Raw genomic sequence first — 12,975 nt, 5'->3', positions numbered from 1 at the left:
GCCACCATCCGCCGGCGTAGGGGGGTCTGATCATGGCCAGTCCCAGGGTGGCGATCCTCGCCGGTGAGCTCTCCGGCGATGTCCTCGGCGCCGGGCTGATGCGCGAGCTCCGTCGCCGGTCGCCCGGTGTGCAGTTCGAGGGCATCGGCGGGCCGGCCATGGCAGCCGAGGGGCTCGAGTCCCTGGTCCCCATGGAGCGGCTCTCGCTGATGGGCGTGACCGAGATCGTCCGGCATCTGCCGGGGCTGCTGCGGCTGCGTGCCGATCTCGCCAGGCGGTGGCGCGAGGCCCCGCCGGACTGCTTCATCGGCGTCGATCTGCCCGACTTCAATCTGGGTCTGGAGCGGCGCTTGCGCGCCGCCGGCATCCCCACCGTCCACTACGTCAGCCCAACGATCTGGGCCTGGCGTCCCGGGCGGGTCAAGGGGGTCCGGCAGTCGGTGGACCGGATGCTGACCCTTTACCCCTTCGAGGAGAAGTTCTACGCCGAAAGCGGCGTGGATGCCGTGTGTGTCGGCCATCCGGCCGCCGACCGCTACCCGATGCAGCCCGATACCGGGGCAGCGCGCCGGACGCTGGGCCTGGCCGAGGACGCCACGGTGGTGGCGTTGCTCCCCGGCAGCCGGAGCAGCGAGATCGATCGCCTGCTGGAGCCCTTCCTGGGCGCCGCGGCGCTGCTGGCGCAACGGCCGGATGCGCCGGATTTCGTCATCCCCGTCGCTGCACCGCGGTTGCGCGAGCGGATCGAGGCAGCGGTGGCCCGTCACGATATCCGCCTGCGGACCCGTCTACTCGAAGGCGATACAGCCACGGCGGTCACGGCGGCGGATGTGGCATTGACCGCCTCGGGGACGGCAACCCTGGAGGTCATGCTGGCCAAACGGCCCATGGTGGTGGCCTATCGTCTGTCGCCGCTGAGCTACCAGATCATTCGCCGCCTGATCCGCGTGCCCTGGGTGTCGCAGCCCAATCTGCTGGCGGGCGAACCGCTGGTGCCGGAGTACTTCCAGTCTGACGTCGATCCGCAGATCCTTGCTGAGGCAGCGGCGTACTGGCTCGACGACGCCCCCGCCCGCCTGCAGCTGGTGGGCCGTTTTCGCCACCTCCACGAGACGCTGGCCCGGGGCGCCGATGCGCGGGCGGCGGAGGCGGTTCTCGAGGTGCTGCAGTGACCCCCTCGCGCGGTGCATGGGGGGTGGTGGGCGTTGACGAGGCCGGACGCGGACCCTGGGCAGGGCCGGTGGTTGCCGCGGCGGTGGTCCTGGCGGAACCGATCGCCGGGGTTACCGACTCCAAACGGCTTTCCGCGCGGAGCCGCGAGCGCGCTGCAGCGCTGATCCGTAGCGAGGCCGTGGCCTGGGGGGTAGGGCGGGCCGATGTTACCGAGATCGATGCCTTGAATATTCGTCGTGCCACCTTCCTGGCCATGGCCCGGGCGGTGGCCGTGGTGGCCGAGACCAGCCCGATCGCCGAGGTGCTGGTGGATGGTCGAGAGATCCCGGACGATCTGCCCGCCCCGGCGCGACCCGTAGTGGGTGGGGATGCGCTGGAGCCGGCCATCTCCGCAGCCTCGATCCTGGCCAAGACCCTGCGTGACGCCGAGATGGTGCTGCTTGACGAAGCCTACCCGGGGTACGGTTTTGGGCGGCACAAAGGGTACGGCACGGCCGAACATCGTCGGGCCCTTGAGGAGCTCGGTCCGTGCCCGATGCACCGGCGCAGTTTTGCACCGGTACGCCGGCTGCTCGGTGGCTGAGCGCCGCAGCGCTCGATCCACCGGACTCGTTCCCGACCGCCACCCTGATATCCTGACGCGACCATGAGTGAAGACCCTCCGCCCTTCGTCCACCTGCGCTTGCACAGCGAGTTCTCGCTGGTCGACGGCATCGTCCGAATCAACGAGGCGGTGTCGGCGGCGCGCGAGGCCGGTATGCCCGCGGTGGCCATCACCGATCAGTCGAACCTGTTCGGGATGGTCAAGTTCTACCGCGCGGCGCTGGCTGCCGGGGTCAAGCCGATCATCGGTGGCGATGTGTGGCTGGCGGACGACACCGTGGAGTTTGGCTACGCCCGGCTGACGCTGCTGTGCCGGGATCGCGGTGGCTACCGGGCGCTGTCGCGCCTGCTCAGCCGGGCCTATCGCGAGGGCGCCTGCGGCGACATCCCGGTGATCCGGCGGGAGTGGCTGCAGGCGGATGCTGGCGGGCTGTTGGCCCTCTCCGGCGGCGCCCAGGGCGATATCGGCCAGGCCCTGTTGCGCGGTGACGAGGCCACCGCCCGGCGATACGCCGAGGAACACCGCCGGACTTTCGGCGAGGACGGCTTCTATCTGGAGCTCCACCGGCTGGGACGGCCGGGGGACGAGCGCCACCTGCACGCCGCCGTCGCATTGGCTGCCGACGAGGATCTACCGGTGGTGGCGACCAACGATGTCCGCTTCATGCGTCCGGAAGACTACGACGCCCACGAGGTGCGCGTCTGTATCCATCAGGGGCGCACGCTGGACGATCCCAACCGGCCGCGCCACTACACCGAGCAGCAGTACTTCGCTGATGCGGCGGACATGGCTGAGCGTTTCTCCGACCTGCCGGAGGCGCTAGAGACTAGCGTCCGCATTGCCGAGCGCTGCAGCGTCGACCTGGAGCTCGACACCAACTACCTCCCGGACTTTCCGGTCCCCGAGGGGCACACGGTCGCCTCGTTCCTGCGCGCCGAGTCCGAGCGTGGCCTGACACAGCGGCTCGAGCAGCGCGGTCTGGCGGAGGATGAAGACGCCGACGAGGTGGAGGCGACCTATCATCGGCGGCTCGATCACGAGCTGGCGGTCATTGAGCAGATGGGGTTCCCGGGGTACTTCCTCATTGTGGCTGACTTCATTCGCTGGGCGCGGGATAACCACATCCCGGTGGGGCCGGGGCGCGGTTCCGGGGCGGGCTCACTGGTCGCCTACGCCTTGGGGATCACCAACCTCGATCCCCTGCGCTACGATCTGCTCTTCGAGCGTTTCTTGAACCCCGAGCGGGTGTCCATGCCCGACTTCGACGTGGACTTCTGCATGGAGCGCCGCGACGAGGTCATCGAGTACGTCTCGGATCGTTACGGCGCCGAGAAGGTCTCACAGATCGCGACCCACGGCACCATGGCGGCGCGGGCCGTGGTCCGCGACGTGGGGCGCGTCTACGGTCACGCCTTCGGTTACATGGACCGGATCGCCAAGCTGATCCCCTTCGAGATCGGCATGACGCTGGATAAGGCGTTGGAGCAGGAAGAGGACCTGCGCGCCGAGTACGACAACGACGAGAACATCCGCGAGTTGATCGATACCGCGCGCAGCCTCGAGGGGATGGCGCGCAACGTCGGTAAGCACGCCGGCGGTGTGGTGATCGCCCCCACGGATCTGACCGATTTCTCGCCCCTCTACCGGGATCCGGAGGAGCGCGAAGACGCCGAAGCCTGGAAGGTGGCCACCCACTTCGACAAGGACGACGTCGAGGCGGTGGGCCTGGTCAAGTTCGACTTCCTCGGTCTGCGCACGCTGACCATCATCGACTGGACCGTGCAGGCGGTGAATCGCATCCTCGAGCAGCGCGGTGAGCGGGCGCTGGATATCGACGGGATCCCGCTGGATGACAGTGCCACCTTCGATCTGCTCAAGCGCTGCGCCACGACCGCCGTCTTCCAGCTGGAATCCCGCGGCATGAAGGAGCTGATCAAGCGGCTCCAGCCCGACAGCTTCGAGGATATCGTCGCCCTGGTGGCGCTGTTCCGGCCCGGGCCGCTGCAGTCGGGTATGGTGGATGACTTTGTCGAGCGCAAGCACGGCCGCTCGGCGGTGGCCGGCTACCCGACCCGGGAACTGCACCACCCGGATCTGATGCCGGTGCTCCAGCCCACCTACGGCGTCATCCTCTACCAGGAGCAGGTGCAGCGGATTGCCCAGGTCCTCGCTGGCTACAGCCTGGGGGAGGCGGACCTGCTTCGCCGCGCCATGGGCAAGAAGAAGCCCGAGGAGATGGCCAAACAACGGGCCAAATTCCTCGAGGGGGCCCAGGCCCGCGGCCTCTCCGAGGGTCACGCCACCGGCATCTTCGACCTGATGGAGAAGTTCGCCGGCTACGGCTTCAACAAGTCGCACTCGGCGGCCTATGCGCTGCTCTCCTATCAGACGGCGTGGCTCAAGTGCCACTTTCCCGCGCCGTTCATGGCCTCGGTGCTGTCCTCGGACATGGACAACACCGACAAGGTGGTGATCTTTCTCGACGAGGCCCGGGCCATGGGGCTCGAGGTGCTGCCGCCGGATGTCAATCGCAGTGACAAGCCGTTCCGGGCGGTGGACGAGCGGACCATCGTCTACGGTCTGGGGGCCATCAAGGGGGTCGGGGAGTCGGCGCTCGATGCGGTGCTCGGCGAGCGCGATGCCCATGGCCCCTTCGGCGATGTCTTCGACCTGTGCCGGCGGGTGGACACCGGGCGCGCCAACCGCCGGGTGCTGGAGGCCCTGTGCCGTTCCGGGAGCCTCGACAGTCTGGTCCCCAACCGCGCCACCGGGATGGCGCAGATCCCGGCCGCGCTGGCTGCTGCCGAGCAGGTGACGCGGGATCAGGCGGCCGGGCAGACCGACCTGTTCGGTGGTCCCGCCGAGGCGGTGATCGCCCCAGGCGGGGCCGGGGAGGAAGTCGCCGAGGAGCCCGAGTGGCCCGAGGAGGAGCGCCTGGCCGCCGAGAAGGCCACCCTCGGCCTCTTTCTCACCGGCCACCCGATCGACCGCTACGAGCACGAACTCCCTTACCTGGCCACCGATCGCTTGCAACGTCTGGCCAGCGGCGCCGGCGGTAGTGGCGGGGATGGGAACGGCGGTCGGGGGCGGTCGGTGACGGCTGCCGGGCTGGTGGTGGCGTTGCGCGTGCGGAGCACTTCCACCGGGGGCCGCCTGGCGACCCTGACTCTGGACGACCGGACCGGCCGGATCGAGGTGGTGCTGTTCCCGGAGGCGTTCAGCAAGAATCGCCACGCCTTGGAGAAGGACGCGCTACTGGTGGTTCGCGGAACGCTGGATTACGACGACTTCAGCGGCGGCTACCGGATCACCGGGGAGGAGGTGCTGGACATTGCCCAGGCACGGGAACGGGCGGCCGGACGGTTGGTGATCCCGGTGAGCGCAGCGCACGCTGCCAACGGGCTGGTGCCGCAACTGCGCCAGTTGCTCAGCAGCCACGCCGGGGACAGCCCGGTCCACGTCGATTACCGTCATCCGCGGGCCCGCGGGCGGGTCGTCTTCGGTCGCAACTGGACGGTGACGCCCAGCGATGAGCTGATCAAGCGGCTCGAGGCCGTGGTCGACGGACGGGTCGGGGTCGAGTACCCCCGCTAAGCGCCCATACTGTGGACGGCGATCAGGTCGTCGATTCCCATGGGGACGCCCTCGGGGCCATGGTCCAGGTCGTCGATGACTGCCGCGGCCCCGGTGAAGTCGTCGTCCCGGGTCCAGAGGTTGTGGGTGATCAGGGTGGGGATGCCCGCCGCACGCGCAGCGCGCAGCCCATTGACTGAGTCTTCCACGGCCAGGGCGGCGCGGGCCGGAAGCCGGAGCGACCGCAGCGCCGCCAGATAGGCCTCGGGGTCGGGCTTCTTGGCGGCTACGTCGTCCCCACAGATGTACACCTCGAAGACCGATTGGAGCGGGGCGGGCAGTACACCGTTGAACAAGGCCTCGACGTTGGCGCGGGCGCTGGTTGTGACCACGGCGAGGCGGATGTCGCGTTGCCGGGCCTCGGCGATGATCCGCTCGATGCCGGGGCGGGGTGGTATGCACCCGGTGCGCAGACGCTCGGCATAGAAGCGATTCTTGGTCTCGTGTAGTTGCCGCGCCAGCGCGTCGATGTCCCCGTGCCCGGCGGGAGGCGGCTGTTGGCTCAGGGCGTCGCCGAGCCGCTCCCGGCCTCCGGGGACGGCGTTGAGTAGGCGGCGGTAGGTGTTCTCATCCCAACGGTGCGGTAGGCCGAAGGCCTCGAAGGCGGCGTTGAATGCCGGTAGATGGCCCGCCCCCTCGGTATCGGCCAGGGTGCCGTCGACATCAAAGAGCAGCGCTTGCATGTGGTTTCCGGTCTCCAGGGTGTCGGGTCCGTGGCGGCGCCAGCGTTATCATCTTAGGGTTCTTGACCCGTCCGGGAAAACGGGCTGGAGTAACCCCGTCGACGGACTCGCCGTATCCGCATGATCCGGAGGAAAGCATTGCATGGCTGAGGGTCGCCCGAAATACTCGCCGGAACTTCGGCGCAAGCTGGTCGAACTGGTCGAGGCGGGACACACACCGCAGGAACTGGCGCGCACCTACGAGCCAGCGGCCAAGACGATCCGCCGCTGGTATCAGGAGGACCGACAAGAGGCCAGCGAGCGAGGCAGCGGAAGCGCCAGCACGGGCCGCGCCGGCAAGGCAGGGAAAAAGCGTGGAGGAGCCACAGGCGCCTCGGCGTCCTCGGGCCGTTCCGGGGAGCAGGGGGGCGCGGCGAAGACCCGGGGTAAGCCGGGGAGTAGCAAGGGGCGCCGGCTCGCGGGCAAGCGGGTCCTGGAGAGCCCGGCGCCGGAGGCCGATGCCGGAGGGGCGACAGCGGAGTCCATCGAGGCCGAACAACCTGAGGAGGCCCTCCCTTCGGTCACCGGCGAGGTGATCGTCGAACCCGAGCCCGAGGTCGTCGTCGATGAGCAGCGCGATCCCGCGGATGAAGCGGAGGGCGCAGCCGACGCGGAGATGGATCCGGAGGAGCTGCTCGAGATCGGCCTCGAGCGTGCCGACCGGGGAGACGCGGTGTACGACTCGGAGGGCCCCGAGGCGGCACTGCCGCTCTATCAGGAGGCGCTCGATCTCCTCGATGCGGCGATCAGTGCCGGGGTCGGAGGGGATGCTGCGCGGCGCGATTGGGGCATTACCCTGGAGCGCTTCGGTGATGCCATCTTCGAGGTCGACGGAGCGGGTGCCGCCCGGCCCTGCTACGAGGCGTGGTGCGATCTGGCCGAGGCCCTGGCCACCGAGCATGCCACGGCCCAGTCGCTGCGGGACTGGAGCGTGGCGCTCGGTCGGTACGGCCAGGTGGTGCTGGTCGAGAAAGGGCCCGAGGCGGCGCTACCCTACTATCAGCAGGTGGTTGAACTGCGTGAGGACATCGTCCGCGAGCGGCAGAGCGCGGACGCCTACCAGGACTGGGCGCTGGCCCTGGAGCGCTATGGCGCCGTGCAGGAGGCGGTGGAAGGGCTGGCCGAGACGGTTGAGACCTACCGCCATGCCCTCGAGGTCCGCGAGGCTCTCGCCGAGCAGCACGATACGCCGCAGGCCCGTCGGGCCCTAGGGGTGGCCCAGGAGCGCCTGGCGATGGCGGTACTTGCTGCCGACGGAGCCGAGGCCGCCCTGCCGTACTTCGAACAACTGGCGGAGCTCTTCACCGAGCTGGCCGAGGAACTTGGTACCGAAGAGGCCGACGCCGAACGGCGGCAGGCCGATACGATGCTCGGCAAGGTGCAGATGGCGGCGCTGGACCTAGAGTGATTCGGCCCGTGGCGGGTGACAGCCGAGCGGGTCCGGGAGCGCAGGAGGTGCGTTGGAGACGATAGAATCGATCGATTGCGACCTGGTTGTCGTTGGCGGGGGCGGTGCCGGGCTGCGCGCCGCCATCGCCGCGGCGGAACAGGATCCCGGGCTGCGCATCGCCCTGGTCTCCAAGGTGGTGCCCATGCGCAGCCATACGGTGGCGGCGGAGGGTGGGGCTGCCGGCGTGGCCCGCGAGGACGACAGTCTGGAGGGTCACTTCAACGACACCGTGGCCGGTGGCGACTGGCTCTGCGATCAGGATGTGGTCGAGCGCTTCGTCGCCGAGTGCACCGCCGAGATGGTCCAGCTCGAGCAGTGGGGGTGCCCCTGGAGTCGGCAGGAGGATGGCCGGGTCCACGTCCGGTTCTTCGGCGGCATGACGACCCAGCGCAGCTGGTATGCGGCCGATAAGACCGGGTTCCATATGCTGCATACGCTCTTTCAGACCTCGCTGCGTTATCCGAGCATCCAGCGCTACGACGAGTACTTCTGCTCCGACCTGCTGGTGGATGATGGCGAGGTCTGCGGGGTGCTGGCGCTGGAGATCGCCAGCGGACGGCCGGTGCGCTTTGGCGCCCCGGCGGTGGTTCTAGCCACTGGCGGGGCCGGGCGGGTCTACGGGCAGAACACCAATGCCGGGATCGTGACCGGCGAGGGCATGGCCATGGCGCACGCCCAAGGGGTTCCCCTGCGCGATATGGAGTTCGTGCAGTGGCATCCCACCACGCTGCCGGGCAGCGGTATCCTGATCACCGAAGGGTGCCGCGGTGAGGGCGGTATCCTCACCAACTGCGATGGTCGTCGCTACCTGCAGGATTACGGTCTCGGTCCGACCGAGCCTTGGCCACGCCCGAAGGCGATGGAGCTGGGCCCGCGGGATCGGCTCTCCCAGGCCTTCTGGTACGAGGATCGCGCGGGTCGCACGGTCTCCACGCCCCAGGGCACGGTCGTGCAGCTCGATCTGCGCCACCTGGGCGAGGCGCGCATCCTGGAACGCCTGCCGATGATCACCGAAGTGGCTCGCCGCTATGCCGGGGTGGATCCGGTCCGGGCCCCGATCCCGGTGCGTCCTGCGGTCCACTACACCATGGGGGGGATCCCCACGGACGCCGACGGCGCGGCCCCGCTTCCGGGGTTGTTCGCGGCCGGAGAGTGCGCCAGCACCGGCATCCATGGCGCCAATCGCCTCGGGTCGAATTCGCTCGCCGAACTCCTGGTCTTCGGTCGGGCAGCCGGGCAGGCAGCCGCCCGGCGTGCCCGCACGGCAACACGGCGGCCCCATCGCGTGGTGGAGCGGTTGGCCGCCGAGGCGTTGGCCCCACGGCTCGCGTTGCTGGACAACGACGGTGGCGAGCGGCTGGCCGTGCTGCGCGCGGGACTCCACCAGGCCATGGAGCAGGGCGTCGGGATCTTCCGCAACGAGACGGGGCTGGAACAGGCCTGCCATGCCCTCGCGGTGCTCCGCGAGCGCGCGGCCCGCGGGATTCGGCTGGACGACCGCAGCCGGCCGTTCAACACCGAGTGGCTGACAGCCATGGAGTTCCGTGACAGCCTTCAGGTCGCCGAGGCGATGGCCTGGTCGGCACGGGCGCGCAGGGAGTCCCGTGGCGCCCATGTGCGCGATGACGCCCATACCGAGCGGGATGACGAACGCTTCCTGGTCCACACCCTTGCTTACCCGGGTGGTGAGACTGGGCCGGTGATCGATCACGCGCCGGTAACCATTACCCGTTCCGAGCCGCGGCGACGGGCCTATGGGGCCGAAGGGGAGGGCCGGTCGTGAGCGAGTGGCAGCACATCACCCTCGAAGTGCAACGCTACCACCCGGAGCAGGATGCCGCCCCGCGCTGGCAGCGTTACACCGTGCCGTATACGCCGGATATGTCCGTTCTCGAGGGCCTGCAGTACATCAAGGACCATCTGGATGGCACCCTGACCTTCCGCTGGTCGTGTCGCATGGCGATCTGCGGAAGCTGTGGCTGCATGATCGACGGCGAGCCTGAGCTGGCCTGCCACGTCTTCCTCCGTGATTACGCGCCGGGGCCGGTGCGCGTGACGGCACTGGACCATTTCCCCATTCAGCGGGACCTGGTCATCGACCACACCGACTTCCTCGAGAAGCTGGAGACGGCCCGCGCTTACCTGATCCCGGCTGACGACCGGACCCCCGCTGACGGGACTTACCGGCAGACGCCCGAGGAGATGTCGGACTACTACGCCTACGCGCAGTGCATCAACTGTCTGCTCTGCTACGCTGCTTGCCCGCAGTACGGCTGGCACCCAGACTTCCTGGGACCCGGGATCCTGGCGCTGGTGCAGCGGTACAACCTGGATCATCGGGATGGGGGTAGTCGGGCCCGAGAGGGGGTAGTCGATGCCGAGGAGGGTGTCTGGGGGTGCACCCTGGTTGGCTACTGTTCCGAGGTCTGTCCCAAGGGGGTCGACCCGGCGCGCGCGATCAATCAGAACAAGCCCGCGAGCAGCGCTCGCTATCTGCTCGACTGGCTGCGCCCGGGCGGCCGCAAGCGGGAGGGCTCGGAATGAGTCGGCCGCACGCTTACCGCCCGACCATGCGCGGCTGGTGGCAGCGGCACCCGGCCTACCGCCGCTACCTGTTGCGGGAAGGGAGCAGCGTTCTTCTAGCCCTCTACGCGATCTGGCTGCTGATCGGGGTGCTGTGCCTGGCTGCCGGAGAAGCAGCCTACGAGGGGTGGCGGGCACTGCACGGCCATCCCTGGCTGTTCGGTCTGCACCTGGCCGCGCTGCTGGCTGCTATCTTCCACGCCGTCACCTGGTTTCGGCTGCTGCCCCTGACGTTGCCGGTCCTGCGCTGGCGCGGCTACCGGCCCACGGACCGAATGCTGGTATGGGGCGGCTGGGTGCTCTCGGCCGTCCTCTCGGGTGGCGTCTGCCTTTACATCCTCGGAGGGGCTGGATGAGACGTTCCCACGAACCGCCGCTGTGGCTGCTCTTCGGCGCCGGGGGGCTGCTGGCGGCGCTGCTTGGTCCGGCACTGATCCTGTTGACCGGCATCGTGATGCCCGTCGCCGCGGAGCATGGGGTCGAGCTGCTGGGCTACCAGTCGATGCGGGAACTGCTGGCCCGGCCGGTGGTGGGTCTGGCGGTGGCTCTGGGGCTCGGGGTGGTGCTCTGCCACGCGGCCCACCGGATCTACCACACCCTGCGCGACCTCGGGGTCCGGGCCGGACGGGGTACCTGGTGGGCGTGTTACGGCAGCGCCGGCGCCGCGGCGCTGGTCGCCGTGGGCGCCGTCCTCACCCTGTAGTGGGCTACGGCGGATCATTGGACGCTTGCGCGCTGCAGCAGCGCAGGTGGGGATGGGGCTCCGGGCGCGCCCACAGGAAACCCTGGGCGACCCGGCACCCGGCGTCGATCAGCTGATCGCGTTGCTGGATGGTCTCCACCCCTTCGGCCACGACCTCCAGGCCGAGCACGTGGGCCAGCTGCAGGATGGTATCGACGATGGAGCGGGATTCCGGCGTCGTCCCCATGTCCCAGATGAAGCCGCGGTCGATCTTGACCCGGTTGATCGGTAGGCGCTTGAGATAGAGCAGGGACGAGTAGCCGGTCCCGAAGTCATCGATGCTCAACGATACCCCCGCCCGGCGCAGAGCGGCCAGTCGCTCCAGGGTGCGGGGGCTGAGGTCCATGATGGTCGATTCGGTGATCTCCAGTTCCAGGCACTGGGCCGGCAGGCCTGTCTGCTCCAGGGTGCGCCGGACGGTCTTCTCGATGTCGCCGTTGTGGAACTGGGCGGCGGACAGGTTGACAGCCACCCGGCCGAATTCGCGCCGCTGGTCCAGCCAGGTGCGGCCTTGCTGACACGCCTGCAGCAGGATGTCCTCGCCGAGGGCGGCCATGGTTCCGACCTCCTCGGCCACGGGGATAAAGGCGCCGGGGGTCAGCAGCCCCCGTTCGGGGTGGTGCCAGCGCACCAAGGCCTCGATGCCGACGACGCGGCCGGTGGTCAGGTCGACCTGATGCTGGAAATAGGGGATCAGCTCGCCCCGCTGGAGCCCCTGGCGCATCTCCTGGGCAAGGTCCAGCCGGCGCTGGGCCCGCTCGGTCAGCTCCTCGGCATAAAAGCACGTGGTATTGCGGCCCTCCGCCTTCGCGTTGTGCAGCGCCGAGTCGGCGTTGCGGATCAGCTCTTCCACGGTTTCGCCGTTGTCGGGATACATGCTGATTCCGATGCTGCATCGGCATTGGAACCAGCGTTGGCTGTACTGGAAGGGCCGCTCCAGCTCCTGGTGGACCGTTTCAGCGCAGGCCAGGGCATCACGGTGGTCGCGGATCTCGGCCAGGCAGATGCTGAACTCGTCGCCACCGAGACGGGCTAGGGTGTCGTCGGCACCCAGGCGTGCCTGGAGTCGGTGGGCGACCTGACGGAGGATGCGATCGCCGGCGGTATGGCCCAGGCTGTCGTTGACGTCCTTGAAGTGATCCAGATCGATGAACAGCACGGCCAGCTGCTCTTCGGACTGGCGGGAACGTTCCAGGGCGCGTGCCATGCGGTCCTTGAACAGGAGCCGGTTGGCCAGTCCGGTGAGCGCGTCGTGGTAGGCCTGGAACTGCAACCGCTCCTGGGAGCGCTTGAGCTCGGTCAGGTCGCTGAAGACCGCGATGAAGTTGATGACCTCGCCGTAGGCGCCGGTGACCTTGCTGATGGTGACCCATTTCGGCTGCAGCGTCCCGTACTTGGTGCGGTCCCACAGCTCCCCGGACCAGCTGCCTTGCTGGTGGATGGACTCCCACATGACCCGGTAGAAGTCTGCGTCGTGGTGGCCCGACTGCAACACCCGGGGCGTCCGTCCGAGCAGTTCTTCCTCGGCGTAGCCGGTGATCCGCGTGAAGGCGTCGTTAACCTGGAGGATGCGGCTGTCGGCGTCGGTGATCAGGATCCCGTCGCGCGTAGCGGTGAAGACCTTGGCAGAGAGCTGCAGCCGCCGCTCCATCTCCTTGCGCCGGGAGATGTCACGCAGTGTCGCGCAGCACAGGGTCTCGTCGTCCAGGTGCAGGGGAGTGAGCACGATTTCGAACCACAGTCGCCCGCCCTCCGGGGAGGTGTGGATCCACTCGAAGCGTTGTGCGCCCTCGCTCACTGCGGCACGAAGCAGGCTTTGGACCCGATCCGCTGCCGACGCGCCGTCCGGCTGTATTTGGGGGGAGATAGCCTCCGGGCGCAGCCCGATCAACTGCTGCGGATCGTCCCAGCCGAGCATGCGGGCGGCTGCCGGGTTGCAGGCGACGAAATGGCCATCGCGCAGCACCAGCATACCGTCTTCGCTCTGTAGGAAGAGGGTCTGCGTCAGACTGCTCGACAGTGCCCGGGTGGAGGTGGTGGGGGAGGCCAAGTCGTCTTTCACGGCTCA

General features: G+C 68.7%; 10 protein-coding genes. 8 read left to right on the top strand and 2 right to left on the bottom strand.

The window, feature by feature from the left end; all coding sequences use genetic code 11:
• Window positions 1–32: 32 nt before the first annotated feature.
• The 3 genes from lpxB (at window position 33) to dnaE (ending at window position 5,371) form a co-directional block, all read left to right on the top strand.
• Complete coding sequence (gene lpxB, locus HHAL_RS07360) at window positions 33–1,172, top strand: lipid-A-disaccharide synthase (RefSeq protein WP_011814244.1); 1,140 nt, start codon at window positions 33–35, stop codon at window positions 1,170–1,172.
• Window positions 1,169–1,756, top strand: coding sequence for a ribonuclease HII (locus tag HHAL_RS07355; protein ID WP_011814243.1), 588 nt, complete (start codon window positions 1,169–1,171; stop codon window positions 1,754–1,756). Before lpxB ends, HHAL_RS07355 begins: the two co-directional genes overlap by 4 nt.
• Window positions 1,757–1,819: 63 nt before the next feature.
• Entirely contained in the window at window positions 1,820–5,371 is a 3,552-nt protein-coding gene (gene dnaE / locus HHAL_RS07350; protein ID WP_011814242.1) for a DNA polymerase III subunit alpha, read from the top strand.
• Here the strand turns inward: dnaE and HHAL_RS07345 are convergent.
• The gene (locus HHAL_RS07345) at window positions 5,368–6,093 is read right to left on the bottom strand and encodes an HAD-IA family hydrolase (protein WP_011814241.1); all 726 of its coding nucleotides are present in this window, start codon (window positions 6,091–6,093) and stop codon (window positions 5,368–5,370) included. The genes dnaE and HHAL_RS07345 overlap by 4 nt on opposite strands.
• Before the next feature lie 142 nt (window positions 6,094–6,235).
• Between HHAL_RS07345 and HHAL_RS12645 the strand changes: the two genes are divergently transcribed.
• The 5 genes from HHAL_RS12645 to frdD are packed head-to-tail and all read left to right on the top strand — an operon-like array spanning window position 6,236 to window position 10,868.
• Window positions 6,236–7,540, top strand: a complete 1,305-nt coding sequence (locus HHAL_RS12645) for a transposase (RefSeq protein WP_011814240.1) — start codon at window positions 6,236–6,238, stop codon at window positions 7,538–7,540.
• A gap of 52 nt (window positions 7,541–7,592) precedes the next feature.
• Window positions 7,593–9,365 (top strand): fumarate reductase (quinol) flavoprotein subunit, encoded by a 1,773-nt coding sequence (frdA, locus tag HHAL_RS07335; RefSeq protein WP_011814239.1) that lies wholly within the window; start codon window positions 7,593–7,595, stop codon window positions 9,363–9,365.
• Window positions 9,362–10,126, top strand: a complete 765-nt coding sequence (locus HHAL_RS07330; protein WP_011814238.1) for a succinate dehydrogenase/fumarate reductase iron-sulfur subunit — start codon at window positions 9,362–9,364, stop codon at window positions 10,124–10,126. Before frdA ends, HHAL_RS07330 begins: the two co-directional genes overlap by 4 nt.
• Window positions 10,123–10,521 (top strand): fumarate reductase subunit C, encoded by a 399-nt coding sequence (locus HHAL_RS07325; RefSeq protein ID WP_011814237.1) that lies wholly within the window; start codon window positions 10,123–10,125, stop codon window positions 10,519–10,521. Before HHAL_RS07330 ends, HHAL_RS07325 begins: the two co-directional genes overlap by 4 nt.
• Window positions 10,518–10,868: a fumarate reductase subunit FrdD gene (gene frdD / locus HHAL_RS07320; RefSeq protein ID WP_011814236.1), complete on the top strand. Its 351-nt coding sequence runs from the start codon at window positions 10,518–10,520 to the stop codon at window positions 10,866–10,868. The genes HHAL_RS07325 and frdD overlap by 4 nt, the downstream gene beginning before the upstream one ends.
• A 4-nt stretch (window positions 10,869–10,872) precedes the next feature.
• On the opposite strand, the gene HHAL_RS07315 is transcribed toward frdD, so the two are convergent.
• Complete coding sequence (locus HHAL_RS07315) at window positions 10,873–12,969, bottom strand: putative bifunctional diguanylate cyclase/phosphodiesterase (protein ID WP_011814235.1); 2,097 nt, start codon at window positions 12,967–12,969, stop codon at window positions 10,873–10,875.
• Between the last annotated feature and the right edge of the window lie 6 nt (window positions 12,970–12,975).

This window comes from Halorhodospira halophila SL1 (assembly GCF_000015585.1).
GTDB lineage: Bacteria > Pseudomonadota > Gammaproteobacteria > Nitrococcales > Halorhodospiraceae > Halorhodospira > Halorhodospira halophila.
The sequence above is the reverse complement of the archived record's forward strand: the minus strand, read 5'-3'. Positions and strand labels throughout refer to the sequence as shown.